The 25,298-nt window shown below is 72.8% G+C and carries 20 protein-coding genes and 2 pseudogenes; 11 read left to right on the top strand and 11 right to left on the bottom strand.

Annotation, left to right across the window (positions count from 1 at the left end; translation table 11 throughout):
• Positions 1-8: 8 nt before the first annotated feature.
• Positions 9-1,259 (bottom strand): annotated as a pseudogene (locus ACFY2L_RS01490) (ADP-ribosylglycohydrolase family protein); the annotation flags it as partial.
• A gap of 422 nt (positions 1,260-1,681) precedes the next feature.
• Positions 1,682-2,749 (bottom strand): ADP-ribosylglycohydrolase family protein, encoded by a 1,068-nt coding sequence (locus ACFY2L_RS01485; RefSeq protein WP_390821230.1) that lies wholly within the window; start codon positions 2,747-2,749, stop codon positions 1,682-1,684.
• A 283-nt stretch (positions 2,750-3,032) separates the two neighbouring features.
• Between ACFY2L_RS01485 and ACFY2L_RS01480 the strand changes: the two genes are divergently transcribed.
• The 5 genes and pseudogenes from ACFY2L_RS01480 to ACFY2L_RS01460 all read left to right on the top strand — a co-directional run bounded on the left by ACFY2L_RS01480 (position 3,033) and on the right by ACFY2L_RS01460 (position 12,026).
• Positions 3,033-3,764: a VIT1/CCC1 transporter family protein gene (locus tag ACFY2L_RS01480; protein ID WP_390655899.1), complete on the top strand. Its 732-nt coding sequence runs from the start codon at positions 3,033-3,035 to the stop codon at positions 3,762-3,764.
• Positions 3,765-4,138: 374 nt separating this feature from the next.
• Entirely contained in the window at positions 4,139-8,740 is a 4,602-nt protein-coding gene (gene gltB, locus ACFY2L_RS01475; RefSeq protein WP_390655900.1) for a glutamate synthase large subunit, read from the top strand.
• A complete protein-coding gene (locus ACFY2L_RS01470) occupies positions 8,733-10,196 on the top strand; it encodes a glutamate synthase subunit beta (RefSeq protein WP_390655901.1) in 1,464 nt (487 codons plus the stop codon). Before gltB ends, ACFY2L_RS01470 begins: the two co-directional genes overlap by 8 nt.
• A gap of 533 nt (positions 10,197-10,729) precedes the next feature.
• Positions 10,730-11,228, top strand: a pseudogene (locus ACFY2L_RS01465) (ABC transporter ATP-binding protein); the annotation flags it as partial.
• Between the two features lie 75 nt (positions 11,229-11,303).
• A complete protein-coding gene (locus ACFY2L_RS01460) occupies positions 11,304-12,026 on the top strand; it encodes a vWA domain-containing protein (protein WP_390821229.1) in 723 nt (240 codons plus the stop codon).
• A gap of 5 nt (positions 12,027-12,031) precedes the next feature.
• Here ACFY2L_RS01460 and ACFY2L_RS01455 read toward each other — a convergent pair whose 3' ends face one another.
• Positions 12,032-13,204, bottom strand: a complete 1,173-nt coding sequence (locus tag ACFY2L_RS01455; RefSeq protein WP_390655903.1) for a GDSL-type esterase/lipase family protein — start codon at positions 13,202-13,204, stop codon at positions 12,032-12,034.
• A complete protein-coding gene (locus ACFY2L_RS01450) occupies positions 13,201-13,773 on the bottom strand; it encodes a TetR/AcrR family transcriptional regulator (protein ID WP_390656199.1) in 573 nt (190 codons plus the stop codon). Before ACFY2L_RS01450 ends, ACFY2L_RS01455 begins: the two co-directional genes overlap by 4 nt.
• Before the next feature lie 70 nt (positions 13,774-13,843).
• Here ACFY2L_RS01450 and ACFY2L_RS01445 point away from each other — a divergent pair, with 70 nt between their 5' ends.
• Entirely contained in the window at positions 13,844-14,335 is a 492-nt protein-coding gene (locus ACFY2L_RS01445) for an FBP domain-containing protein (protein WP_390655904.1), read from the top strand.
• Positions 14,336-14,338: 3 nt separating this feature from the next.
• On the opposite strand, the gene ACFY2L_RS01440 is transcribed toward ACFY2L_RS01445, so the two are convergent.
• Complete coding sequence (locus ACFY2L_RS01440) at positions 14,339-15,292, bottom strand: acyl-CoA dehydrogenase family protein (RefSeq protein ID WP_390655905.1); 954 nt, start codon at positions 15,290-15,292, stop codon at positions 14,339-14,341.
• Positions 15,292-16,431: an acyl-CoA dehydrogenase family protein gene (locus tag ACFY2L_RS01435; RefSeq protein ID WP_390821228.1), complete on the bottom strand. Its 1,140-nt coding sequence runs from the start codon at positions 16,429-16,431 to the stop codon at positions 15,292-15,294. The genes ACFY2L_RS01440 and ACFY2L_RS01435 overlap by 1 nt, the downstream gene beginning before the upstream one ends.
• Before the next feature lie 61 nt (positions 16,432-16,492).
• Here ACFY2L_RS01435 and ACFY2L_RS01430 point away from each other — a divergent pair, with 61 nt between their 5' ends.
• From ACFY2L_RS01430 to ACFY2L_RS01420, 3 genes are read left to right on the top strand one after another with little or no spacing between them, the layout of a single operon-like run.
• Complete coding sequence (locus ACFY2L_RS01430; RefSeq protein WP_390655907.1) at positions 16,493-17,281, top strand: SDR family oxidoreductase; 789 nt, start codon at positions 16,493-16,495, stop codon at positions 17,279-17,281.
• 15 nt (positions 17,282-17,296) lie between these two features.
• On the top strand, positions 17,297-17,932 hold the full coding sequence (locus ACFY2L_RS01425) for a TetR/AcrR family transcriptional regulator (protein WP_390655908.1): 636 nt from the start codon (positions 17,297-17,299) through the stop codon (positions 17,930-17,932).
• Positions 17,933-17,954: 22 nt separating this feature from the next.
• Positions 17,955-19,112: an acetyl-CoA C-acetyltransferase gene (locus ACFY2L_RS01420; RefSeq protein ID WP_390821227.1), complete on the top strand. Its 1,158-nt coding sequence runs from the start codon at positions 17,955-17,957 to the stop codon at positions 19,110-19,112.
• Between the two features lie 39 nt (positions 19,113-19,151).
• On the opposite strand, the gene ACFY2L_RS01415 is transcribed toward ACFY2L_RS01420, so the two are convergent.
• From ACFY2L_RS01415 to ACFY2L_RS01400, 4 genes are read right to left on the bottom strand one after another with little or no spacing between them, the layout of a single operon-like run.
• Positions 19,152-20,213: an NAD(P)H-dependent flavin oxidoreductase gene (locus ACFY2L_RS01415; protein ID WP_390655910.1), complete on the bottom strand. Its 1,062-nt coding sequence runs from the start codon at positions 20,211-20,213 to the stop codon at positions 19,152-19,154.
• Positions 20,210-20,929 carry a CoA-transferase subunit beta gene (locus ACFY2L_RS01410; RefSeq protein ID WP_390821226.1) on the bottom strand — a complete coding sequence of 240 codons (720 nt, stop codon included), beginning with the start codon at positions 20,927-20,929 and terminating at the stop codon, positions 20,210-20,212. Before ACFY2L_RS01410 ends, ACFY2L_RS01415 begins: the two co-directional genes overlap by 4 nt.
• On the bottom strand, positions 20,926-21,762 hold the full coding sequence (locus ACFY2L_RS01405) for a CoA transferase subunit A (protein WP_390655912.1): 837 nt from the start codon (positions 21,760-21,762) through the stop codon (positions 20,926-20,928). Before ACFY2L_RS01405 ends, ACFY2L_RS01410 begins: the two co-directional genes overlap by 4 nt.
• On the bottom strand, positions 21,763-22,506 hold the full coding sequence (locus tag ACFY2L_RS01400) for an enoyl-CoA hydratase family protein (protein ID WP_390821225.1): 744 nt from the start codon (positions 22,504-22,506) through the stop codon (positions 21,763-21,765). It lies immediately after the preceding gene.
• Positions 22,507-22,607: 101 nt separating this feature from the next.
• On the opposite strand from ACFY2L_RS01400, the gene ACFY2L_RS01395 reads away from it, so the two are divergent.
• Together ACFY2L_RS01395 and ACFY2L_RS01390 are read left to right on the top strand one after the other, a co-directional pair.
• Positions 22,608-23,354 (top strand): SDR family oxidoreductase, encoded by a 747-nt coding sequence (locus ACFY2L_RS01395; RefSeq protein ID WP_390821224.1) that lies wholly within the window; start codon positions 22,608-22,610, stop codon positions 23,352-23,354.
• A 1-nt stretch (position 23,355) separates the two neighbouring features.
• Complete coding sequence (locus tag ACFY2L_RS01390) at positions 23,356-24,261, top strand: SDR family oxidoreductase (RefSeq protein ID WP_390821223.1); 906 nt, start codon at positions 23,356-23,358, stop codon at positions 24,259-24,261.
• Positions 24,262-24,714: 453 nt separating this feature from the next.
• On the opposite strand, the gene ACFY2L_RS01385 is transcribed toward ACFY2L_RS01390, so the two are convergent.
• A complete protein-coding gene (locus ACFY2L_RS01385; protein WP_390655916.1) occupies positions 24,715-25,206 on the bottom strand; it encodes a MarR family winged helix-turn-helix transcriptional regulator in 492 nt (163 codons plus the stop codon).
• Between the last annotated feature and the right edge of the window lie 92 nt (positions 25,207-25,298).

Here is a 25,298-nt window from a genome sequence, read left to right as displayed (position 1 = left end):
GCCCCGAATCATCCTCCTGGTGGCGCCGGTTGTGCGGCTTCCAGGAGTCCGGCGAGTTCCACCAGGTCGGTGCCGGTGAGGCGGGGGAGGACGCAGCCGGACAGGACACGGCAGGTGTCCCGCCAGGAGGCGGGGATCGCGTCTCCGCCACCGAGGGCACCCGTCAGCGCGCCGACGAGCGCCGGGGCCGAGTCCGCGACGCGGGACAGGCAGGCCGCTGCCGGTACCGCTTCGGAGATACGGCCGTGAGCGGCCAGGGCCAGGGCCAGGGCCACCGGGACCGTTTCCGCCGCCGCGATGCCGTAGCTGTAGACGTGGTCGACGATCTGGTGTTCCAGGAGGGGGATCAGGGCGAAGGCGCTCTCGGCGTCCCGGGCGAGCTCGAGGGCGTGGCGGGCGTTGCGGCCGATCTCGGTGTGCCCCGGGAGTTCGGCGAGCGCCGCGCTCACGCAGGCCTCGGGGGGCGCCCCGGCCAGGGCCACGGCGAGGGCCGCCGCCATCGCCCTGGCGCCGTGCACGCCGTCGCCGTCCTGGGTGTAGCGGGCGTCGAACTCGGCCAGTTCGGCGGCGAGCCGGGGATCGCCGGGGTGGGCGACGGCCAGCACGCAGGCGCGGACGCAGGCGGCGTCGTCGAAGTAGTGGGGGTTGTCGTGGCCGGTCGCCGGGGGGCGCAGGCCGGTGGCGAGGTTGCCGAGGCCGGCCCGGACCGAGATGCGGGCGCGGAGGGGGAGGACGGCGGACTCGATCTCGGGGGCGCGGTCCGCCGCGGCGGCGACCTCGCTCGCGATCGCGTTCCAGGTGAGGTCGATGGCGGCGCGCATACGGCGTTCCCGGCTGAGGTCGCCGAGGACGGTGTCGTCTCCGGCCCTCAGGACCGCCTCCGCCGCGAAGGCCGCCCACTCGGCGTCGTCGGAGGGGCCGAGGCGGAGGGGTTCGGGGGGCTGGTTGAGGGCGATGGGGACGGGGAGGGTGGTGGTGGCGTTCTGCTCGGCGAAGGTGTCCAGTTCGCGGGTGAGGCGGCGGGTCCACTCGGGCATGCGGGCGGCGCGGTGCCGTGCGGCGGGCCAGCCGGCGGCGTCGCCTGCGGCCAGGCCCAGGAGGAGGCCCTCGACGCGGTGCGCGTGCGCGGGCGGAAGCGTGGTCGAACGGGCCTCGGCTTCGCCTTCGGCCCGCCGTCTCCCACCCGCACCACCCGTGCGGGTTGCGTGGTCGGGTGCGGGTGGCCCTTGTGGGGCGTTCTCGCCGTCGGCGGGTGCGGGGGGTGCTTGTGGGGTGTTCTCGCCGTGGGCGGGTGCGGGCCGTGGGTGGGGGGCGGCGTCGTCTTCGGTGGGTGCGGACGGTGTGGACGGGAGTGGGTTGGTGGTGGTGCGGGTTGCGTGGTCGGGTGCGGGTGGTCCTTGGGGGGTGTGCTCGCCGTGGGCGGGTGCGGGGGGTGCTTGTGGGGTGTTCTCGCCGTAGGCGGGGGCGGGCCGTGGGTGGGGGGCGGCGTCGTCTTCGGTGGGTGCGGACGGTGTGGACGGGGGTGGGTTGGTGGTGGTGCGGGTTGCGTGGTCGGGGGCGGGTGGTCCTTGGGGGGTGTTCTCGCCGTGGGCGGGGGCGGGGGGTGCTTGGGGGGTGTGTTCTTCGGGGGCCGGGGGTGTCGAGGCTGTGTTCGGGCCTTCGTCCCAGGGGCCGGGGGGTCTCATACGGGTGCCTCCGTGTCGGTGTCCGCCGCCAGGGCGAAGGGGGCCGGGGTGTCGCGGCGGAGCAGCTCCGACAGCGACTCCGGTACGACCAGGCCCTCTCCCCACTTGCCGCCCTCGCCCGGCACCAGCAGTTCGGCGACGTCCAGGACGTGGTGGCCCGCCATGGAGGGGAGGCAGCTGCCCCGGGCGGGGCCGATCGCGGCCGACCAGGCCGTGGGGATGGCCGAGACGCCTTGCGTGGCCCCGGCGAGGGCGCCCGCCACGGCCGCCGTGGTGTCGGCGTCCCGGCCCATGTTCACGGCCGTGAGGACGGCTTCCGGGAAGTCGCCGTCCGCCGCCGCGTAGGCGCCGAAGGCGAGGGCGACGGCCTCCGGGGCGAGGTCGGTCCAGGGGTAGCCGCCGATGACGACGGCGGAGCGGACCGCGCGTTCGCCGCGGTGGGCGACGGCCACCGCCCGGCGCAGCGAGCGGGCCGTCCAGGAGTCCTCCGGGACCACGGCCAGCGCGGACGCGACCACCGCGATCGTGGACGCGCCCGCCATCGCCGCCGCGACGCCCGCGGCGACCGCCTGGCCGCCGTAGATGCCCTCGCCGTCATGGCTCACCGAGCCGTCGATGGCGACCAGTCGGGCCGCCTCGGCGGGGCGGCCCGCCGCGAAGACGCCGAAGGGGGCCGCGCGCATGGCCAGGCCGTCGCTCCAGGCGTGGCGGTGCTGGGCCGAGATCGGGGCGGCGAGGCCTCGGCGGAGGTTCTCCAGCGTGCCCCGTTCGCTGAAGCCGGCGCCGCGGAAGGGCCCCTCGGCGCGGTCCGCGATCCACTCGTGCCAGGCCGCCTCGACATGGGTCTGGGTGAGGGCCGAGCCGTGCCGGGCGAGGAGGAGGCCGGAGAAGATCGCGTACTCCGTGTCGTCCGTTCCGGCCGGCTTCTCCGTCACGTAGCCCGTGATGCGGCCCCAACGGGCGCGGATCTCGGACGGCTTCAGGTTCTCGGCCGGTGCGCCCAGGGCGTCTCCGACGGCGAGGCCGAGCAGGGCGCCGCGGGCTCGTTCACGGGTCGTCGTCATACGCGGCCTCTCCTGACGGAGGCTCCGCACGGACGCGGAACCGTTTGCGGATGTGTCCCACCATCGGCGGTTGACCCGTGCCTCCCGCCCCCTCATGTCACCCGGTCGACATCTGTGCACCCTTGCGATCGAATGAGCGCTCGAAGGTAAAAGCCCAGGTTAGCCGAGCCTTTCCTTCCTGGCGGACGGGAATCGGGAGGCGTATTTTTGCGTTGTCAGAAATTAGAACCTGTCCAAAGTTAGCTTTGCCTTAGCTTCCTGGCTCACCTGTTCTGGGGGATTCATGGCCATCATCGACGTCGAAGCGCCCTTGCACGAGGCGCACCGTGACAACCACACCCACCGCGATGTGAACGGCGGCTGGCTGCGCCCCGCCGTCTTCGGTGCGATGGACGGCCTGGTCTCCAACCTCGCCCTGATGACCGGTGTCGCGGGCGGGTCGGTGAGTCAGCACACCATCGTGCTCACGGGGCTCGCGGGGCTGGCCGCGGGCGCCTTCTCCATGGCGGCCGGCGAGTACACCTCCGTCGCCTCGCAGCGCGAACTCGTCGAGGCCGAACTGGACGTCGAACGGCGGGAGCTCAGGAAGCACCCGAAGGACGAGGAGGCCGAGCTCGCCGCCCTGTACATGGCGCGGGGCGTCGAGCCCGACCTGGCCCGGCAGGTCGCCGGGCAGCTCTCCCGCGACCCCGAGCAGGCGCTGGAGATCCACGCCCGCGAGGAGCTGGGCATCGACCCCTCCGACCTGCCCTCGCCGCTGGTCGCCGCCGTGTCCAGCTTCGGTTCGTTCGCGCTGGGCGCGCTGCTGCCCGTACTGCCGTATCTGCTCGGGGCGAGCGCGCTGTGGCCCGCCGTCCTGCTGGCGCTTTTCGGGCTGTTCGCCTGCGGGGCCGTCGTGGCCAGGGTGACCGCACGGACCTGGTGGTACAGCGGGCTGCGGCAGCTCGCGCTGGGAGGCGCGGCGGCCGGTGTGACGTACGCCCTGGGCAGTTTGTTCGGAACGGCCGTAGGATAGGTCGACCGCTACTTATGCGTTGGGCCGCATAAGTAGCCGTTACTGACTGGTTTCGAGTGCTTAACCAGCGGGCATGAGCCGTAAGCGCTGTGGGCAATGACGCCTGGGGCGCACTCGCGGGGTGAACGACGACGCTCCTCCCGCCCCCTCGGACCGACGGACATCGATCTGTCCCGTTCGGTCCCCCCATACTTCCAGCCACGCGCGCGGTACCCCCGCCGCAAGCCCGTGGCGTCCGCATGTTGGAACGGAGTATCCGGTTCCCGAGAACCGCTCCATCATGTAACCTGCACGAAATTTTGCGCACACGCAGAGGGCCAACGTCGTCCCTCGGCACGCCAGACATGCCACTTGAGACGACGACGGGAGAGCCGATGCGTACGCCGCGCCAGCCGTCCCAGCATTCCGCGAATGGCCAGAACTGGTCCTTCATGGATGCTCGCCCTGCTGCGCAGGGTATGTACGACCCCCGCAACGAGCGCGACGCCTGCGGCGTCGGCTTCGTGGCCACCCTCACCGGTGAGGCGAGCCACACGCTGGTCGAGCAGGCGCTGACCGTTCTGCGCAACCTCGAGCACCGCGGCGCCACCGGCTCCGAGCCGGACTCCGGCGACGGTGCGGGCATCCTCACCCAGGTCCCCGACGCGTTCTTCCGCGAGGTGGCCGGATTCGAGCTGCCCGAGGCCGGCTCCTACGCCGTCGGCATCGCCTTCCTCCCGGAGGACGGCATCCAGGACGTCGTCTCGCAGATCGAGACGATCGCCGCCGACGAGGGCCTCACCGTCCTCGGCTGGCGTGAGGTCCCGGTCGCCCCGGAGCTGCTCGGCGCCACCGCCCGCTCGACGATGCCCGCCTTCCGTCAGATCTTCGTGACCGACGGGGCCAGCCAGGGCATCGACCTCGACCGCAAGGCCTTCGTGCTGCGCAAGCGCGCCGAGCGCGAGGCCGGCGTGTACTTCCCGTCGCTGTCCGCGCGGACGATCGTCTACAAGGGCATGCTGACCACCGGCCAGCTCGAGCCCTTCTTCCCGGACCTGTCCGACCGCCGCTTCGCCTCGGCCGTGTCGCTCGTCCACTCGCGCTTCTCCACGAACACCTTCCCGTCGTGGCCGCTCGCGCACCCGTACCGCTTCGTCGCGCACAACGGTGAGATCAACACCGTCAAGGGCAACCGCAACTGGATGCGCGCCCGCGAGTCCCAGCTCGTCTCCGACCTGTTCGGCGACCAGGGCCTGGAGCGGATCTTCCCGGTGTGTACGCCGGACGCCTCCGACTCGGCGTCCTTCGACGAGGTGCTCGAGCTGCTCCACCTCGGTGGCCGCTCGCTGCCGCACTCCGTGCTGATGATGATCCCGGAGGCGTGGGAGAACCACGACTCCATGGAGCCCGCCCGGCGCGCCTTCTACCAGTTCCACTCCACGATGATGGAGCCCTGGGACGGCCCGGCCTGTGTCACCTTCACCGACGGCACCCAGGTCGGCGCGGTCCTCGACCGCAACGGTCTGCGCCCCGGCCGCTACTGGGTCACCGACGACGGACTCGTCGTCCTCGGCTCCGAGGTCGGCGTCCTGGACATCGACCCCGCCAAGGTCGTCCGCAAGGGCCGGCTGCAGCCCGGCAGGATGTTCCTCGTCGACACCGCCGAGCACCGCATCATCGAGGACGACGAGATCAAGGCGCAGCTCGCCGCCGAGGCCCCGTACGCCGAGTGGCTCGAGGCCGGCGAGATCGAGCTGGGCGACCTGCCCGAGCGCGAGCACATCGTGCACACCCACGCCTCGGTCACCCGCCGCCAGCAGACCTTCGGCTACACCGAGGAGGAGCTGCGCGTCATCCTGGCGCCGATGGCGAAGGCCGCCGCCGAGCCGATCGGTTCGATGGGCACCGACTCGCCGATCGCCGCGCTGTCCTCCCGCCCGCGCCTGCTCTTCGACTACTTCACCCAGCTGTTCGCGCAGGTCACCAACCCGCCGCTGGACGCGATCCGCGAAGAGCTGGTCACCTCCCTGCGCTCGTCCCTCGGCCCCGAGGGCAACCTGCTGGAGCCCACGGCCGCCTCCTGCCGCTCGGTCACCCTGCCCTTCCCGGTGATCGACAACGACGAGCTGGCCAAGCTCATCCACATCAACGCCGACGGCGACATGCCCGGCTTCAAGGCCGCGACCCTGTCCGGTCTGTACCGGGTGCACGGCGGCGGTGACGCCCTTGCCGCGCGCATCGACGAGATCTGCGCCGAGGCCGACGCCGCCATCGAGAACGGCGCCCGTCTGATCGTCCTGTCGGACCGCCACTCGGACGCCGAGCACGCGCCGATCCCGTCGCTGCTGCTCACCGCGGCCGTCCACCACCACCTCATCCGCACCAAGCAGCGCACCCAGGTGGGCCTGCTGGTCGAGGCCGGTGACGTCCGAGAGGTCCACCACGTCGCCCTGCTGATCGGCTACGGCGCCGCCGCCGTCAACCCGTACCTGGCGATGGAGTCGGTCGAGGACCTGCTGCGCGCGGGCACCTTCATCAGCGGCCTCGAGCCCGAGCAGGCGATCCGCAACCTGATCTACGCGCTCGGCAAGGGCGTGCTGAAGGTGATGTCCAAGATGGGCATCTCCACCGTCGCCTCCTACCGCGGCGCCCAGGTCTTCGAGGCCGTCGGTCTCGACGACGCCTTCGTCGAGAAGTACTTCAGCGGCACCGCCACCAAGATCGGCGGCGTCGGCATCGACGTCGTCGCCAAGGAGGTCGCCGCCCGGCACGCCAAGGCGTACCCGGCGTCCGGCATCGCGCCGGCCCACCGCGCCCTGGAGATCGGCGGCGAGTACCAGTGGCGCCGCGAGGGCGAGCCGCACCTGTTCGACCCGGAGACGGTCTTCCGCCTCCAGCACTCCACGCGCACGGCCCGCTACGACATCTTCAAGAAGTACACGGACCGCGTGAACGAGCAGTCCGAGCGGCTGATGACCCTCCGCGGCCTGTTCGGCTTCAAGACGGGTGCGGAGGGCCGCGCGCCGATCTCCGTCGACGAGGTCGAGCCGGTCTCCGAGATCGTCAAGCGCTTCTCCACCGGCGCCATGTCGTACGGCTCCATCTCCAAGGAGGCGCACGAGACCCTCGCCATCGCCATGAACCAGCTGGGCGGCAAGTCCAACACCGGTGAGGGCGGCGAGGACGCGGAGCGCCTGTACGACCCGGCGCGCCGCTCGGCGATCAAGCAGGTCGCCTCCGGCCGCTTCGGCGTGACCTCCGAGTACCTGGTCAACGCGGACGACATCCAGATCAAGATGGCCCAGGGCGCCAAGCCCGGCGAGGGCGGCCAGCTGCCCGGCCACAAGGTCTACCCGTGGGTCGCCAAGACCCGGCACTCGACCCCGGGCGTCGGTCTGATCTCCCCGCCGCCGCACCACGACATCTACTCCATCGAGGACCTGGCCCAGCTGATCCACGACCTGAAGAACGCGAACCCGCAGGCGCGGATTCACGTCAAGCTGGTCTCCGAGGTCGGCGTCGGCACGGTCGCGGCCGGTGTGTCGAAGGCGCACGCGGACGTGGTGCTCATCTCCGGCCACGACGGCGGCACCGGCGCCTCCCCGCTGACCTCGCTGAAGCACGCGGGCGGTCCCTGGGAGCTCGGTCTCGCCGAGACCCAGCAGACGCTGCTGCTCAACGGTCTGCGCGACCGGATCGTGGTCCAGACGGACGGCCAGCTGAAGACCGGCCGTGACGTGGTCATCGCCGCGCTGCTCGGCGCCGAGGAGTTCGGTTTCGCGACCGCGCCGCTCGTCGTCTCCGGCTGCGTCATGATGCGCGTCTGCCACCTGGACACCTGCCCGGTCGGCATCGCCACCCAGAACCCGACCCTGCGGGACCGGTTCAACGGCAAGGCCGAGTACGTGGTGAACTTCTTCCGGTTCATCGCGCAGGAGGTCCGCGAGCTGCTGGCCGAGCTGGGCTTCCGCTCCATCGAGGAGGCCGTCGGCCACGCCGAGGTCCTCGACGTCCAGCGCGCCGTCGACCACTGGAAGGCGCAGGGCCTGGACCTCGCCCCGCTGTTCTACGTGCCCGAGCTGTCCGAGGGCGCGGCGCTGCACCAGGTCGTCGCCCAGGACCACGGCCTGGAGAAGGCGCTCGACAACGAGCTGATCAAGCTCGCCGCCGACGCGCTGGCCGCCGACTCGGCGAACGACGCCCAGCCGGTGCGCGCCCAGGTCTCGATCCGCAACATCAACCGCACGGTCGGCACCATGCTCGGCCACGAGGTGACGAAGAAGTTCGGCGGCGCGGGCCTGCCCGACGACACCATCGACATCACCTTCACCGGCAGCGCCGGCCAGTCCTTCGGCGCCTTCCTCCCGCGCGGTGTCACGCTGCGCCTGGAGGGCGACGCCAACGACTACGTCGGCAAGGGCCTCTCCGGCGGCCGGGTGATCGTCCGTCCCGACCGGGGCGCCGACCACCTCGCCGAGTACTCCACGATCGCGGGCAACACCATCGCGTACGGCGCGACCGGCGGCGAGCTGTTCCTGCGCGGCCGTACCGGTGAGCGGTTCTGCGTCCGCAACTCCGGCGCGCTGGTCGTCTCCGAGGGCGTGGGCGACCACGGCTGCGAGTACATGACCGGCGGTCACGCCGTGGTCCTCGGCGAGACGGGCCGCAACTTCGCGGCCGGCATGTCCGGCGGTGTGGCCTACGTGATCGACCTCGACCGCGACAACGTCAACGTCGGCAACCTGGACGCGGTCGAGGCCCTGGACGACGCGGACAAGCAGTGGCTGCACGACGTGGTGCGCCGCCACGCCGAGGAGACCGGTTCGACGGTCGCCGAGAAGCTCCTCGTGGACTGGGACGCGTCCGCGGAGCGCTTCAGCAAGATCATCCCCAGCACGTACAAGGCAGTGCTCGCCGCCAAGGACGCCGCCGAGCGAGCGGGACTCTCCGAGTCCGAGATCACCGAGAAGATGATGGAGGCGGCGATCAATGGCTGACCCGAAGGGCTTCCTGAACCACGGCCGTGAGGTCGCCAAGTCCCGCCCGGTCGACGTGCGTCTGAAGGACTGGAACGAGGTCTACGTCCCCGGCTCGCTGCTGCCGATCATCAGCAAGCAGGCCAGCCGGTGCATGGACTGCGGCATCCCGTTCTGCCACAACGGCTGTCCGCTCGGGAACCTCATCCCCGAGTGGAACGACTACGCCTACCGCGAGGACTGGTCGGCCGCGTCGGAGCGCCTGCACGCCACCAACAACTTCCCGGAGTTCACCGGGCGGCTGTGCCCGGCTCCCTGCGAGTCGGCGTGCGTGCTCGGCATCAACCAGCCGGCCGTCACCATCAAGAACGTCGAGGTCTCGATCATCGACAAGGCGTGGGACGCGGGCACCGTCGCCCCGCAGGCCCCGGAGCGCCTGTCGGGCAAGACCGTCGCGGTCATCGGCTCGGGCCCGGCGGGCCTGGCCGCCGCCCAGCAGCTCACCCGGGCGGGCCACACCGTGGCCGTCTACGAGCGCGCGGACCGCGTCGGAGGCCTCCTCCGCTACGGCATCCCCGAGTTCAAGATGGAGAAGCGGCACATCAACCGCCGCATCGAGCAGATGCGCGCGGAGGGCACCCGCTTCCGTACCGGCATCGAGATCGGCCGCGACCTCAAGGCGACCGACCTGAAGAAGCGGTACGACGCGATCGTCATCGCCGCCGGCGCCACGACCGCCCGTGACCTCCCGGTTCCCGGCCGCGAGCTCAAGGGCGTGTACCAGGCCATGGAGTACCTGCCGCTGGCCAACAAGGTCCAGGAGGGCGACTACGTCACCTCCCCGATCTCGGCCGAGGGCAAGCACGTCGTGGTCATCGGCGGCGGCGACACCGGCGCCGACTGCGTGGGCACCGCCCACCGCCAGGGCGCGGCCTCCGTCACGCAGCTGGAGATCATGCCCCGCCCGGGCGAGGAGCGGAACCCGGTCTCCCAGCCGTGGCCGACCTTCCCGATGCTCTACAAGGTCACCTCCGCGCACGAGGAGGGCGGTGAGCGGGTCTACTCCGTCTCCACCACCCACTTCGAGGGCGACGAGGACGGCAACGTCCAGTGGCTGCACCTCGTCGAGGTCGAGTTCGTCGACGGCAAGCTGACCCAGAAGCCGGGCACGGAGCGCAAGATCCCCGCCCAGCTGGTCACCCTCGCCATGGGCTTCACCGGCACCGACCGGGAGAACGGCCTGGTCGAGCAGTTCGGCCTGGAGCTCGACGAGCGCGGCAACATCGCCCGCGACGCCGACTTCCAGACCAACGTGCCGGGCGTGTTCGTCGCCGGTGACGCGGGCCGCGGCCAGTCGCTCATCGTGTGGGCGATCGCCGAGGGCCGCTCGGCCGCCCGCGGCTGCGACCGCTTCCTGACCGGTGCCAGCGACCTGCCGGCGCCGATCCGCCCGACGGACCGCTCGCTCATGGTCTGATCCGTCCCGGATCACAAGACGTCCCGTACAACGGCGTGCGGAACACTGACAGCGTCTGCCCCACAGTCCCCGACCGGACGACTGGGCAGGCGCTGTCGCACGTCCTCAGCCGTTCTCGTCCGGCCGCACCCCGATGTGGTCCTCCTCCAGCTCCAGCACCACCCGGTCCGCCATGCCCAGGGCCGGCGCCACGCAGGGCCGCGTCCCCGGCGGAGCCGGCGAAGGAGGCGAGCGCGGCGAGCACCGAGGTGGTCAGCAGGACGGCGAGCAGGGCGGCCGTGAGCAGCAGCCGGTGCGCGCGCAGGCGCAGCAGCACGAAACGAAGCCCGTCACTCTTCCCCCATGCCCGCCCGAGCCGCCCTTCCCCCAACCGGGCATGCATATCACGGAGTTACCTGTCAGGCGCATGTGTTCGAGGGCAGGTCGTTCCGCTCTTGACCGTCCGGACGGGTTCCGGATGGGATGCGGTGACGACCGAGAACACCAGTCCGGCGTCCGGGGCCGCTCTCGCCGACGGCCCGTCCGAGCGGCCGGTGCTGCGGGTGGAGGGCCTGTACCACTCCTACGGCACGGGCACCGCGGCCGTACCCGCCCCCTGCGCAGGGCCTCCTTCGCCGTCCGGCGCGGCGAACTGGTCGCTCTCAAGGGCCGTTCGGGCTCCGGCAAGACGACGCTGCTCCATCTGATCGGCGGGCTCGACTCCCCGCGGCGCGGCCGGGTCGTCCTCGACGGCACCGACCTGTCGGAGCTCGGCGAGAGCGAGCTGCTGGAACTGCGCCGCGACCGGATCGGCTTCGTCTTCCAATCCTTCGGGCTCATCCCGATCCTCACGGCCGCCGAGAACGTGGGCGTGCCGCTGCGGCTGCGCCGGACCGGTCCCACGAACGCGAGGAACGGGTGGCCCTGCTGCTGGCCCTGGTGGGCCTCGCCGGTCACGCGGCGCAGCGGCCCGCCGAGCTGTCCGGCGGCCAGCAGCAGCGGGTCGCCGTCGCCCGGGCCCTCGCCAACCGCCCGGCCCTGCTGCTCGCCGAGGGCTGAGCACACCCGGCGTCACGGTGATCCCGGCTCACCAGAGCCGGCGCCGGTGGATGTGGGAGGGTGTGCGCCATGGTCGCGATCAGTCTGAGCAAGGTCCAGGAGACCGCTCCCGCGCTGGTGAACCTCTACAAGAGCGCCGGGGTGTCCCTCACGAAGCACGGCCTCGACCGGCAGCGCGCCGCCGTCTACCTGGTGGTGGACTACTCGGGGTCGATGAAGCCGTACTACCGGGACGGCAGTGTGCAGGCGCTCGCCGACCGGGTGCTGGGCCTGTCCGCGCACCTGGACGACGACGGCCGGGTCCCCGTCGTGTTCTTCTCCACCGACGTCGACGCCGTCACCGACATCGAGCTCGCCGGCCACCAGGGGCGCGTGGAGCGGATCGTGGCCGGGCTCGGGCACATGGGCAAGACCAGCTACCACCTGGCGATGGACGCGGTCATCGACCACTACCTCGACAGCGGCGCGCGCGAGCCCGCCCTAGTCGTCTTCCAGACCGACGGCGGCCCGATCAACAAGCTCGCCGCCGAGCGCTACCTGTGCAAGGCGGCGCGGCTCCCGCTGTTCTGGCAGTTCATCGGCTTCGGCGACCGGAGCAGCAAGCAGTTCGACTTCCTGCGCAGGCTCGACGAGCTGGCGGTGCCCGGCAGGCGGGTGGTCGACAACGCGGGCTTCTTCCACGCCGGCCCGGACCCGCGCCGGATGCCGGACGCCGAGCTGTACGACCGGCTGGTCGGCGAGTTCCCGAAGTGGCTGGTGGCGGCGCGGGCGGCGGGGATCGTACGGCCGTAGGTCCCTCACCCGGCTTGCTCCGCGGTCCCTCGCAGGGCGAGGAGGCGTTCGGCGAAGCGCTCTCCGATCCGGCGGTGGGTGGCCGTGTCCGGGTGAAGGCCGTCGGGCAGCGGGAGTTCGGCGGCGTCGGACTCGCCGTAGAGGTCGCGGCCGTCGACGTAATGGAGGTTCGGGTCCTCGGCCGCGCGCTGCTCCACCGTGCGGGCCAGCTCCTCGCGGATGACGCGCAGGGTCAGCTTCCCGCTCGCCACCTCGGCCGGATCGCCCATCGGCTGGAACGACAGCCCCCCTCCGGTGAGGTCGGGGGCGGTCGGGCCGGGTGTGTCCTCGTGCATCGGGCACAGGATCGGTGAGACGACCAGCAGCGGTGCGCTCGGGTGGCCTTCGCGGACGGTGTCGAGGAACCCGTGGACGGCGGGTCCGAAGGCCCGCAGCCGCATCAGGTCCATGTTGACCAGGTTGATTCCGATCTTGACGCTGATCAGGTCCGCGGGGGTGTCCCGCAGGGTGCGGGCGGTGAACGGGTCGAGCAGGGCGCTGCCGCCGAGGCCCAGGTTGACCAGCTCCACTCCGGCGCGGGCCGCGGCGACCGCCGGCCAGATGGCCGTGGGGCTCGCCCCGTCCGAGCCATGGCTGATCGAACTGCCGTGGTGCAGCCACACGCTGCGGCCGGAGGGCCGCGCGGGCTCCACGGGCGCGTCCGTGCGCAGGGCGACCAGTTCGGTGGTCTCGTTGTGCGGCAGCCAGATCTCGATGTCCTTCATCCCGCCCGGCAGCCCGGTGAAGCGGACGGTGCCGACCGGGCCGGACTGCGTGCGGGTGGTGCCGTCGGTCAGGTCGACGGTCAGGACGCGGCCGCCGCCCGTCACGCTCGCCTGCCCGGCCGGGCGGCCGTCGACCAGCAGGTCGTACAGACCGTCCGGCCGGGCCGGGGCGCCGACGTAGACGCGCCGGGTGGGCAGCGCGTCCAGCTCCACGGCGGTGGCCCGGCTGCGGAACACCAGCCGTACGCCCGAGGGCTGGGACTCGGCCGTCGCCAGCTGGTCGTCGGAGCACTGGGCGCGGGCCCGGGCCGGCAGCCGGTGCGGCAGCACGCCGTGCTCGGTGCGCTCGAGGTCGAGGGCGCCGCGCAGCAGGTCTTCGGTGACGGGCGTGGTGATCCACGCGGGCCCGGTCACGGGGCGGCCGGCCAGTTGCGCAGCAGGGCGTCGAGGGCGTCCAGGACGCGGGTCCAGGTCTCGTCCGTGTCGGGGGCGCTGTGGCTGAAGCCGCCGCCGAGCTCCAGGCCGACGTAGCCGTGGAAGACGCTGCCCAGCAGCCGGACCGCGTGGGTGCTGTCCGGCTCGGTGAGGTCGTAGCCGCGCAGGACCGCCCGGGTCATCTGCGCGTGCCGGACGCCCGCGCTCGCGGCGGCCGTCTCCGGGTCGAGGCGGAGCTGGGCGGCGGCGTAGCGGCCGGGGTGGCGGTGCGCGTAGTCGCGGTAGACGTTCGCCAGCGCGGTCAGGGCGTCCTTGCCGGCCCGCCCCGCCAGCGCGTCGGCGGCGGCGTCGGCGAGTTCCTCCAGGGCGAGCAGGGCGATCCGGGTCCTGAGGTCCTGGGAGTTCTTCACGTGCGAGTACAGACTCGCCACCTTGACGTCGAACCGCCGGGCCAGCGCCGAGACGGTCACCTCGTCGAAGCCGACCTCGTCGGCCAGCTCCGCGCCCGCCCGCACCAGGCGTTCCGTGGTCAGTCCGACCCGTGCCATCGCCGTCCTCTCGTCGTCCGAGTCCATTATGCATTTGCCTAAAAGCTTTAGGCAAATTACCGTCATGCATATGAAGCCGTTGACCGAGCAGCAGATCCGCGCCGCCTTCGTGAACTGCACCAAGGGCGAGGCCACCCGCCTGTCCGTGCCGCGCGACCTGGCCGACCGTCCCTGGGACGCGCTCGACTACCTCGGCTGGCGCGACCCGCAGGCCCCCGGCCGGGCCTACCTCGTCGCCGAGCTGGACGGCGGGCCCAGGGCCCTCGTCCTGCGCGCCGCCGCCCCGGCCGTCGGGCAGGCGCGGCGCAGCATGTGCTCGATGTGCCTGACCACCCATTCCGGCGGTGTCTCGCTGATGGTCGCCCCGAAGGCGGGCCGGGCCGGACAGCAGGGCAACTCGGTGGGCGCCTATCTGTGCGCCGACCTCGCCTGCTCGCTCTACGTGCGCGGTCTGCGCGACGCGGGCATCGGCGCCCGGCTGCACGAGACCATCACCCAGGAGGAGAAGATCCGGCGGACCGTGACCCACCTGGCCGCCTTCTTCGCCAAGGTCACCGGCTGACCGTCAGGCGCGGGCGGCCAGCAGCGCGGCCCGGCACTGCGCCGGAGTGCCCCACGCCGTCCGCAGCGCGCGGGCCTTGGCCAGCCAGAGCGACAGGTCGTGCTCCGCGGTGTACCCGATCGCGCCGTGCAGCTGCAGCGCGGTCCGGGCGGTCGTGTACGCCGCCTCGCAGGCGCTCACCTTCGCCGCGGCCACGTCCGCCGGCGCCATCGTCACGGCCGCGCCCCAGACCAGCGGGCGGGCGAACTCCACCGCGATCCGCGCGTCCGCCAGCCGGTGCTTGACCGCCTGGAACGATCCGACCGGCACGCCGAACTGCGTGCGCCGCCCGACGTACGCCACCGTCCGGTCGAGGAGCGCCAGTCCCACGCCGAGGGCCTGGGCGGCGGTGGCGAGCCGGGCCCAGAGCAGGGCACGGCCGAGGGGCGGGCGCGCGCAGAGAAGCTCGCCGCCGGGCCGCAGACGGGTGAGCCGGCGGGCGGGATCCAGGGAGGCGCGGACCGGGCCGTCCCGGCCGGGGGCGAGGCGCAGCCCGTCGGGTGCCAGGGACAGCCGCACGGCCGCCGCGTCCCCGTCCAGCGCGTACGCCCCCTCGTACGCCACCGTGGCCATCGACCCGCCCGAGGCCAGCGCGGGCAGGAAGCGCTCGGCCTGCCCCGGTTCGTCGATCAGGGCCGCCGCGGTGACCGTCTCCACCAGCGGCCCCGGCACCGCGTGCCGGCCCAGCTCCACGAACGCCACCGCCAGGTCGGCGGGCCGGGGACCCAGTCCCTCGTACGCCTCGGGCACCGCCAGGGCGAACACCCCCGCCTCGGCGAGACGGCGCCACAGGGCACGCCCGCGCGTGTGCTCACCCCGACTCCAGTCCCGGACCACCCCCGGGGTGTCGGCCGCCGTCAGCAGCGCGTCCAGGGAGCCGGCGAACGCCCGCTGCTCGGCGTCGAGGAGGAAGCGCATCAGCGGCGTCCCTTCGGCAGGCCGAGCAGACGCTCGGCGACGATGTCGCGCTGGATCTCGTTCGTCCCCGCGTAGATCGGTCCCGCCAGGGAGAACACATACCCTTGCGCCCACTCGGTGTCCGCCGGCTCGCCCTCCTCACCCAGGAGGTCGAGGGCCGTCTCGTGCAGCGCGACGTCGTACTCGGACCAGAAGACCTTGTTCAGGCTGGACTCCGGTCCGAGCCGCTCGCCGGCCAGGAAGCGGGAGGCGGCCGCGTAGGTGAAGAGCTGGTGGGCACGGGCGCCGATGAGGGCGTCGGCGACGCGCGCGCTCGTCTCCGCGGGGCTGCCCCGCTCCCGCCAGAGGGCGTGCAGACGGTCGGCGGCCGCGAGGAAGCGGCCGGGGGAACGCAGGGTGAGGCCGCGTTCGTTGGCGGCCGTCGACATCGCGATCCGCCAGCCCTGGCCGGGCTCGCCGATCACGTCCTCGTCCGGCACGAACACCTCGTCAAGGAACACCTCGGCAAACGCCGGCTTCCCGTCGAGACGGCCGATCGGACGGACGGTGACCCCGGGCGCGCGCAGGTCGAACATGACGTAGATGAGGCCCTGGTGGGGCTTGGGGGTGCCGGGCTCGCCGCGGAACAGGCCGAAGGCGCGGTCGGCGAAGGCCGCGCGGGAGGACCACGTCTTCTGGCCGCTCAGCAGCCAGCCGCCGTCCGCGCGCACCGCCCGGGAGCACAGGGCGGCCAGGTCCGAACCGGCCTCGGGCTCCGACCACGCCTGTGCCCAGACGGTCTCGCCGGTGGCCATGGGCGGCAGCACGCGGGCTCTCTGCTCCGGCGTGCCGTGCTCCAGCAGCGTGGGGGCGAGCAGGCCGATCCCGTTCTGGTTGACGCGCCCCGGGGCGCCCGCCGCGTAGTACTCCTCCTCGAAGAGCAGCCACCGGAGCAGACCCGCGTCCCGCCCGCCGTAAGCCGTCGGCCAGTCGACCACCGACCAGCGGTCCGCGGCCAGTTCGGCCTCCCACGCGCGGTGCGCGGCGAAACCCCCGGCCGTCTCCAGCGAAGGGAGCGGCTCCGGCGGCACATGCGCGCGCAGCCAGTCCCGGGCCTCGGCGCGGAACGCCTCGTCGGCGGGGGAGTGGTCGAGGTCCACGGGCGCCCTCCTTCGGTGCGCGTGCTTCCCTAACAAGTGTTTGGTAGGTTAGCGTGCTGTCATGACGAACGTCGAGGGTCCGCCGTACGTTCCCGGGCACGCGCTCCTCGCCGGCCGCAGCGCCGTCATCACCGCCGCGGCCGGCACGGGCATCGGCGGGGCGACCGCGCGCCGCTTCCTGGAGGAGGGCGCGCGCGTGCTGATCAGCGACGCGCACGCGCGGCGCCTGAAGGCGTACGAGACCGAACTGGCCGAGGAGTTCGGCGCCCCGTCGGTGGCCGCGCTGCCCTGCGACGTCACCGACGAGACCCAGGTGCGCGCGCTGTTCGACACCGCCGTGCGCGAGCACGGACGGCTGGACGTCGTCGTCAACAACGCCGGACTCGGCGGCACCTCGGACCTGGTGGACATGACCGACGAGCAGTGGGGCCGCGTGCTGGACGTGACGCTGAACGGCACCTTCCGCTGCACCCGCGCGGCCCTGCGGCTGATGCGGGAGTCCGGCGGGGGCGTCGTCGTCAACAACGCCTCCGTCGTCGGCTGGCGCGCCCAGGCCGGCCAGGCCCACTACGCCGCCGCGAAGGCGGGGGTTATGGCGCTGACCCGGTGCGCGGCGATCGAGGCCGCCGCGTACGGCGTGCGGGTCAACGCCGTCTCGCCGAGCCTGGCCCTGCACCCGCACCTCGCCAAGGTCACCACCCCCGGCCTGCTGGAGGAACTGACCGCGCGTGAGGCCTTCGGACGGCACGCCGAGCCCTGGGAGGTGGCCAACGTGATCGTGTTCCTCGCCTCCGGCTACTCCTCGTACATGACCGGAGAGGTCGTCTCCGTCAGCAGCCAGCACGCCTAGGACGACAATGGGCCCGTGCCGACCAAGAAGAAGCCCCAGGTGACCGCCACCGAGCCCCCCGCGGCCACCACCGCCCGCGACCGCCGCGGCGAACTCCTCAGCACCGCCGCCGAGGTCTTCGCCGAGCAGGGCTACAACGCCACCACCGTCCGCAAGATCGCCGACCACGCGGGCATGCTCGCGGGCAGCCTCTACTACCACTTCGACTCCAAGGAGTCGATGCTGGAGGAGATCCTGCGCACCTTCCTCGACGAGCTGTGGGACGGGTACGACACCGTCCTCGCCGCCGGCCTCGGACCCCGCGAGACCCTGGAAGCCCTGGTCACCGAGTCGTTCCGGGAGATCGACCGGCACCGCGCCGCCGTCGCGATCTACCAGAAGGAGAGCCGGCAACTCGTCGCGCAGGAACGGTTCGCGTTCCTCGCCGAGTCACAGCGCCGGTTCGAGAAGGCATGGCTGTCCACGCTGGAGCGCGGGGTCGCCGACCGGGTCTTCCGCGCCGACCTCGACGTCCGCCTCACCTACCGGTTCGTCCGCGACACCGTCTGGGTCGCCGCGTCCTGGTACCGGCCCGGCGGACAGCACAGCCCGGAGGAGATCGCCCGGCAGTACCTGTCGATGGTGCTGGACGGGATCGCCGTACGTGAATAACCGCTGATTACTGGGAGTCGCCATGGCCGAGGCCTACATCGTCGAAGCGGTCCGCACGCCCGTGGGGCGGCGCGGGGGAGGGCTCGCCGGGGTCCATCCCGCGGACCTCGGGGCGCACGTGCTGAAGGAACTCGTCGCGCGCACGGGCATCGACCCGGCGGCCGTGGAGGACGTGGTCTTCGGCTGCCTGGACGCGGTCGGGCCGCAGGCCGGCGACATCGCGCGCACGTGCTGGCTGGCCGCCGGACTGCCAGAGGAGGTCCCGGGCGTGACCGTGGACCGCCAGTGCGGCTCCTCGCAGCAGGCCGTGCACTTCGCCGCGCAGGCCGTGCTGTCCGGCACCCAGGACCTGGTCGTCGCCGGCGGGGTGCAGAACATGTCGCAGATCCCCATCGCCTTCGCCACCCGGCAGGCCGCCGAACCGCTCGGCTTCACCCAGGGACCCTTCGCGGGCAGCGAGGGCTGGCGCGCCCGCTACGGCGACCGGCCCGTCAACCAGTTCGCCGGCGCCGAGATGATCGCCGCCAAGTGGGGCATCAGCCGCCGGGACCAGGAGGAGTTCGCGCTGCGCTCCCACCGGCGGGCGCTGCGCGCCATCGACGAGGGGCGCTTCGAGCGGGAGACCGTAGCCCACGGCGGGGTCACGGTGGACGAGGGGCCGCGCCGGGACACGTCCCCGGAGAAGATGGCCGCCCTCAAGCCCGTCATGCCCGGCGGGACCGTCACCGCCGCCTGCTCCTCACAGGTCTCCGACGGAGCGGCCGCCCTGCTGCTCGCCTCCGAGCGGGCCGTGCGGGAGCACGGGCTGACGCCCCGCGCCCGGGTGCACCACCTCTCCGTCCGCGGCGAGGACCCCGTCCGCATGCTGACGGCACCGATCCCCGCCACCGCCCACGCGCTGAAGAAGACCGGCCTGACCATCGACGACATGGACCTCGTCGAGATCAACGAGGCCTTCGCACCCGTCGTCCTCGCCTGGCTGAAGGAGACGGGCGCCGACCCGGAGAAGGTCAACGTCAACGGCGGCGCGATCGCCCTCGGCCACCCGCTCGGCGCGACGGGCGCCAAGCTGATGACGACGCTGCTGCACGAACTGGAGCGCACCCGCGGCCGCTTCGGACTCCAGACGATGTGCGAGGGCGGCGGCCAGGCGAACGTGACGATCATCGAGCGGCTGTGACGGAGAGCGGCGCGGCGGCGACGGGCCGACGGGCGGAGGTCAGGAGGCCGCTCTGAGCGCCCCCAGCGAGTCGAGCACCTCCTCGGCCTCCTTCATCATCCGCTCCAGCAGCTCCGCGCACGACGGCAGGTCGTCGATCACCCCGGCGACCTGCCCGGACGCCATCACCCCCAGATCCGTACGGCCGTCCACCATCGCCGACTTCAGCAGCATCGGCGTGTTGGCGGCCAGCAGGACCTGGCTCCAGGACAGCTGCTTGCCGTGCCTCAGGGCGAGCCCGTCGCGGACCAGCTGCCGCCAGGTCAGCCCGGACAGCCCGCGAAAGCCCGCCGCCCGGCGCACCGCGTGCGCCAGCGCCCTGACGCGACCGGAGCCCTCCAGCGCGGTCACCAGTTCCGAGCGCAGCATGCGGTGCGGCAGCCCGTCCACCGCCCGGGTCACGGTCACGTCCTGGACCGTCGCCGCCAGGTAGCGCGCCTTCACCGCGTCCGGCACCGTCGAGTCCGACGTCAGCAGGAACCGCGTGCCCATCGCGACGCCCGCCGCGCCGTACGCCAGCGCCGCGACCAGGCCCCGCCCGTCGAAGAAGCCCCCGGCCGCCACCACCGGGATGTCCACGGCGTCCACCACCTGCGGCAGCAGCACCGTCGACGCCACCTCACCGGTGTGCCCGCCGCCCTCCCCGCCCTGGACCACCACCGCGTCCGCACCCCAGGCCGCGACCTTCTCGGCGTGCCGGCGGGCGCCGACGGACGGGATCACCACGACCCCGGCCTCCTTCAGCTCGGCGATCAGCTCCCGGGACGGCGCGAGCGCGAAGGACGCCACCCGCACCCCTTCCTCGACGAGGATCCGCACCCGGTCACCGGCGTCCCCCGCGTCCGCCCGGAGATTGACCCCGAACGGCGCGTCCGTACGGGACTTGACCTCGCGTATCGCCTCGCGCAGCCCGTCGGCGGTCATCGTCGCCGAGCCCAGGACGCCCAGCGCCCCCGCGTTCGCCGCCGCCGACACCAGCCGCGGCCCCGCCACCCACCCCATCCCGGTCTGCACCACCGGATACCGGACCCCGGTCAGCCGGGTGAGCGCGGTCTCCCTCACCCCGCGACCTCCTTCGCACGGGCGTTCCCCGGATCGAGCACCTCGCGAATCAACCGCAGCTCCCGCGCGGACGGCTCACGCGTGTACGGCACCTCCTCCGGCACCTCCAGCGCGAAACCCGTCGCCTCCCGGACCTGCTCCACCGTCACCCCGGGATGCAGCGACGCCAGCCGCATGGACCGGTCGGGCGTGGCGAAGTCGAAGACGCCGAGGTCGGAGACGACCCTCGGGATGCGGTGATGGCGAGCCCCGGCCGCGCGGTCGTACCCCACGCCGCACACCATGTCGACCTTCTCCACGAAGACCCGCCGGGAGTGTCGCGGCACCCAGTAACTCGTCGGGTTGTTCAGGGTGTTGACCGGAGCGCCCCGCACCCCGAGCAGCTGCCGCCGGGGTCTGGCCCAGTCGCCGATGCACGAGATGTTCTGGTTGCCGAACCGGTCGATCTGGCTCGCGCCCATCATCACGTGCCGCCGCCCCCCGGTGACCAGCGTCAGGTGCCGGCGGTACGGCAGCCAGCCCTCCACCGCGCCGTCGGGCGAGACGACCATCGCCTCGCCGTCGGTCAGCAGCAGGTCCGGCGAGAAGGTGTGCCGGGCCAGACGGGCGCCGAGGGAGGGGATCAGGCCCATGGGGCTCGCCAGGATCTCACCCCCGCCACGCCACGCCTCGGCACAGGCCACGACGCAGTACTCGGCACGGCCGGCCCCGGTCATGACTCCTCCCCGACCGCTGACTGGTACGCCTGTTCGTCTCCGGTGAGATAGCGGGCCGCGAACTCCGGCCAGGGCATGGTCGCGTACCGCTTCTGGAACGCCTCGTCCCGGCCGTAGTCGGGGGCGCAGGACGTGAAGTGCGCGCCGTTCGGCGCCTCCACGACCCCCGTCACCGTGTGCCGTCCGATCAGCAGCGACTGCGGCGGGCCCGCCTTCGTCAACTCGGCCGTGTCGACGATCCGCTCACAGGAGACGTACGCGGCGTCCGCCGCCTCGCAGAAGAGGTCGTCGAAGTACGGATCCGGGCCCAGGTACTGTCCGTTGCCCAGCCGGTCGGCCCGGTTGACGTGCACCAGCGCCGCGTCCAGCCGCAGGGCGGGCATGGCCACGAACGTCTCCCCGTCCTCGTACGGAGAGGTCACGGTCCGCAGGCCGGGGTTGACCCGCATCACGTCCGAACCGATCCCCGCCCGCACGGGCAGGAAGGGCAGCCGGTTGGCGGCCGCGTGCAGGCCCCACATGAACATCGCCTCGTCGACCTCCGTCAGTTCGAACGCCCCGCGCTCGCGCGCCGCCCGGTAGTGCGGTTCGAGCGGGATCGAGTCGAGGGTGGCGAAGGCGGCGACCAGCCTGCGGACGCGGCCGGCCGCGGCGAGCATGCCGACGTCCGGTCCGCCGTACGAGACGACGGTCAGGTCGGTGACCTCCGACCGCAGCAGGGCCCGCACCAGCGCCATCGGCTTGCGCCGCGAGCCCCAGCCGCCGATGCCCACGGTCATGCCGCTCTCCAGCCGGGAGACGACCTCGTCGGCGCTCATCGTCTTGTCGCTCACCTACGCCCCCTCCTTCCCGAACCTGTCCCGGACCCGGTCGGCGACCCCGCTGAGGCTCGCCTCGAAGGTGAAGCCCTGCTCGAAGCGGTAGCTGCGGCGCACGTCGACCGGATCGATGCCGTTGAGCGCCGCCTTGGCCAGCCGCAGCAGCTCCCCGTCCTTGGCGGCGATCTCCCGCGCCAGCTCCACGGCCGCCGCCCGCAGGCCGTCCCGGGGCACCACCCGCCACACCGAGCCGTGCGTGCGCAGCTCGGCCGCGGTGACCGTGCGCGCGGTGAAGTACAGGGCGCGCATCAGGTGCGGGGGGACCAGCCGGGCCAGATGGGTGGCCGCGCCCAGGGCGCCGCGGTCCAGCTCGGGCAGCCCGAAGGTGGCGTCCTCGCTCGCCACGACCACGTCCGCGTTCCCCGCCAGGCCGACGCCGCCGCCCAGGCAGAAGCCGTGCACCGCCGCCACCACCGGGACCTCGCACTCGTACACCGCCGCGAAGGCCTGGAAACAGCCGCGGTTGGCGCCGACCAGCGCGCTGTGACCCCGCGTCTGTATCTCCTTGATGTCCACGCCCGCGTTGAACCCCCGCCCCTCGGCGGTGAGGACGACGCACCGGGTCTCCGGGTCGCGGCCCGCCGCGCGCACGGCGTCGGCCAGCGCGAACCAGCCCGCCACCGGCAGGGCGTTCACCGGTGGGAAGTCGACCGTGACGAGCGAAATCCCCTTTTCCGGGGACGAGGTGGAGACACCCATGGACGCATCAGCTACCTTCGCACTCAGCTGCCTTTCCACCAAACATTTGTTAGGTGTGAGGCTTCGAAGCTAGCAGCCGTCGAAGACGAGCGGGAGAGCCTGTGGACAACTCGCTGCGCGGCAGGACCGTCCTCGTCACCGGCGGCACCCGGGGCGTCGGTGCCGGTGTCGCACGGGCCTTCGCCGAGGCCGGCGCGGAGGTGCTGGTGTGTGCCCGCCGGCCGCCGGAAGTCCCTCTTCCCGAGGCCCGGTTCGTGCCGCTGGACGTGCGGGACGCCGACGCCGTACGGCGGTTCTTCGCCGGGCTGGACCGCCTCGACGTCCTCGTCAACAACGCGGGCGGCGCCCCCTACCGCCTGCTCGCGGACGCCGACGCCGAGCGCCACGCGCGGGTCGTCGAGCTCAACCTCCTCGCACCCCTGACCGTGTCCCTCGCCGCCCACGACCACCTCAGGCGCGCCAAGGGCTCGATCGTGATGATCGGCAGCGTCAGCGGCAGCCGCCCCTCGCCCGGCACGGCGGCCTACGGCGCGGCCAAGGCGGGCCTGGAGAACCTCGCCCGCTCGATGGCCGTGGAGTGGGCGCCGGAGGTGCGGGTGAACACCCTGGTTGCCGGCATGGTCCACACCGAACTCGCCCACCTCCACTACGGCGGCGCGGACGGCGTCCGGGCCGTGGCCCGCACGGTCCCGCTGGGCCGGCTGGCCCTCCCCGCCGACGTGGGCGCGGCCGCCGTCTTCCTCGCCTCCGACGCGGCCGCGTACATCAGCGGGGCGAGTCTGTCCGTGCACGGGGGAGGGGAGCGGCCCGCCTTCCTCGACGCCGCAACTGTCGACAAGGAGACGTGAGATGAGCGGAATCTGCGACGGGCGGGTCGTCGTCGTCACCGGCGCCGGCCGCGGGCTCGGACGGGCGCACGCGCTCGCCTTCGCGGCGGAGGGGGCACGGGTCGTGGTCAACGACCTCGGCGTGGGCCTGGACGGCAGGCCCGGTGCCGGCGGCCCGGCGCGGCTGGTCGCCGAAGAGATCCGGGCGGCGGGCGGCGAGGCGGTCGCCCACGACGGCGACATCGCCACGCCCGAGGGCGCCGGCTCCCTGATCGCCACCGCCCTGGAGACGTACGGCCGGCTCGACACCCTCGTCAACAACGCCGGGTTCCTGCGCGACCGGATGCTGGTCAACCTGGACGAGGACGACTGGGACGCTGTCGTACGCGTCCACCTCAAGGGCCACTTCCTGCCGCTCAGGCACGCCGCCGCGCACTGGCGGTCCGAGGCCAAGGCGGGCCGGACGCCGGCCGCCCGGATCGTCAACACCAGCAGCGGGGCGGGGCTGCTGGGCTCGGTGGGGCAGGGCAACTACAGCGCCGCGAAGGCCGGGATCGTCGCCCTGACGCTGGTGGCGGCCGCCGAACTCGCCCGCTACGGCGTCCAGGTCAACGCGGTCGCGCCCGCCGCCCGCACCCGGATGACGGAGCGGACGTTCGCCGAGACCATGGCGGTCCCCGCGTCCGGCTTCGACGCCATGGCCCCGGAGAACGTCTCCCCCCTCGTCGTCTGGCTGGGCTCCGCCGCCAGCACGGGCGTCACCGGCCGCGTCTTCGAGGCGGAGGCCGGCCGCATCACCGTCATGGAGGGCTGGCGCCCCGGCCCCACCGCCGACAAGGGCGCGCGCTGGAGCCCGGCCGAAGCGGGGGAGACCGCACAGAAACTGCTCGCCGAGGCGGAGACGCCGGGGCCGGTGTACGGGGCCTAGGGGGTGTTTCGAAAGTCCCGCACAGTACCCGCGGCGCCCGGCACGCACCCTCGCCGTACCGGACGAAGACCCAAGTAGCTCCGCTACGAGGGCCTTCGTCCGGCACGCCGAGGGCACGCACCGAACACCGCGGGCACCGCACAGGACTTTCGAAACACCCCCTAGCCCCGTCGACCGACCACACTCACCGGCCGCCGCCCTCGGCCGCCACCGACCGACGACCGGCCCTCTGCCCGCCCGGCGCGGGCCCCGTCCCACCTCCGTCCGTGAGCGTGCGCGCGGCGTGCGTCAGCGAGGCGGCGCGCGGTCTTCGTCCTTCGGCGGGCCGACCGGGCCTCTGCCGCCCGGCAGGCCCTCGCCCCGCCCCCCCGTCCGGCAGGCCCTCGCCCAGCCCCCGTCCGTCAGGCGCGTGCCCAGCCCCCGTCCGTCAGGCGCGTGTCCCGTCGCCGTCCGTCAGGCGCGTGTCCCGTCGCCGTCCGTGAGGCGGGCCGTGGCCTTGCGCTGGGCCTCGGTCATGGCTTCGAGGAAGCGGTTCACGGTCTCCAGCTCCTCCGTGCCGAACTCCTCGCACACCTCGACGATGTCGCGGGCCCAGTCCTCGAAGAACCCCGCGAGCTCGGCCAGCTTGTCCTCGTCCAGTTCGACGAGGACCCGCCGCTTGTCCGTGGGGTGCTTGACCCTGCGGACGAACCCCTTGGCCTCCAGCCGGTCGACCAGACCGGTCACCGAGGCCGGGGCGAGGCCGGTCAGCCCGGCCAGGTCCTTCGCCGTGAGCGGGCCCTGGCGCTGGAGGAAGTCGAGGGTCTTCTCCTCGGTGGCGTTGAGCCCCTGCCGGGCGGCGACCGCCGAATGGAACATCACGGTGACGGCGCTGTTCTGCCGGCCCACGGTCATGAGGCGGTCGAGGGCCGCGGCCCGCCGTGCGTCGTTTCCGGTCTCTGCCATGCCTCCAGGGTAGACGAATATTTCGTTCGCTCGAACTAAAGACTTGCGGACGGGCCGCTGCCGGTGCAAGTCTTTCGTTAGGTCGAACGAAA

Origin of the sequence: Streptomyces sp. NPDC001381, assembly GCF_042895685.1 — a bacterium.
Classification (GTDB): Bacteria; Actinomycetota; Actinomycetes; order Streptomycetales; family Streptomycetaceae; genus Streptomyces.
Note: the sequence above shows the minus strand (reverse complement) of the source record. Positions and strands in the feature narration are given on the sequence as shown.